1 protein-coding gene is annotated in these 1,269 nt (G+C 38.5%); it reads left to right on the top strand.

The window, feature by feature from the left end:
- Nucleotides 1–344 precede the first annotated feature (344 nt).
- Nucleotides 345–854, top strand: a complete 510-nt coding sequence (locus BLQ57_RS13685; RefSeq protein WP_087941373.1) for a winged helix-turn-helix domain-containing protein — start codon at nucleotides 345–347, stop codon at nucleotides 852–854.
- Nucleotides 855–1,269: the final 415 nt, after the last annotated feature.

Raw genomic sequence — 1,269 nt, 5'->3', positions numbered from 1 at the left:
TTCAAATTCGACCTCCCGACCTAAATGGCGCAATGTCTTCAGATTTATCTGCCGTAGGTATACTTGTGCCTGTTTGAAATTTATTATTTGGAATTTTTAATGCATAGCTTCCTTTAAGTAATCAAGCCCATACCAAGTAGTGAAAAGGATCTGCGTCATCCAAACTTCCATTCTTCCTAACTTCCTGACAACTCCCCTTCAATTCGCCAATTAAACAATTCATCAATTCCCCACCTCCGAACAATTTCCCCAAATAAATTACCAGAATTTCGAGTTTCCGAGTAAATTTATTACTCAATCAAAATAAGATCGGTGTTTACGCCCCTGAAGCTCAACTTTTCTCTGTGTTAGAATCTCTAGTTACGTCTAAAACCAGAATTAAACTCCTTCTCAAGTTTTTTTCTCATCAAAGTTCTGCAGGCTATCTCAGATCTCTGGCTAAGGAGTTTGATGAATCAACCAATTCGGTACGGGTCGAACTTAATCGACTGACTGATGCAGGTCTTTTGGTGGCCGAAGACGAAGGGAAAACCAAAGTGTATAAGGCCAATCGAACCCATCCCTTTTTTACGGAGATAACTAATATGGTTTCTAAGTTTTTGGGTTTGGATGAACTCATGGAAAAAATTGTGCGTCGGATGGGAGAGGTGGAGACGGCTTACATTGTCGGAGATTATGCCAAGGGAATAGATTCAGGTACGGTTCAAATGGTGTTGATTGGAAAAAATTTGGATGTGGAATACCTGGATTTCATCAGGGATAAAACCTACGAGAAAGTTCAGCGAAAAGTGGAGGTAGAAATCTTCGACAAAGATCCCGGAGATATTCAGGGTATCAAGATTTTTGGTGTTTAGATTTTTCTTGAAGAAACTACCGGCACCTACCTTCTAGGTGTAAGAAAGAAAAGCTCCCGGAAAACCGGAAGCTTTTGGATGGCATAATGCCTGATTTAAAACTTAACACTTTGTAAATTTCGCGCTTTAAATACTGCCAAAAAATACCCAGAAATGGGTATTTTTTGGCTATAAGATTAAATTAGGTGGGTTTTTTTATAGTTCAAATCGTAAAAACTTATCCTTATCCAAAACTTTTCTGATAATACTTTTCTTAGAGGATTCATTTCGCACTTGAGAATTTGTAATCCGAAAACCAGCGAATCTAAATGGCGCAATGTCCTCATATTTATCTGCCATAGGTAGACTTTTGCCTTTCCTCAAAAGAAATTATCGTTTCCATCTTGCTGGCATTGGCCTTGAGGTTTCCGATAAA

The sequence above is a fragment of the Algoriphagus faecimaris genome, from assembly GCF_900101705.1.
Classification (GTDB): domain Bacteria; phylum Bacteroidota; class Bacteroidia; order Cytophagales; family Cyclobacteriaceae; genus Algoriphagus; species Algoriphagus faecimaris.
This window is presented reverse-complemented; position numbering and strand designations above follow the sequence as displayed.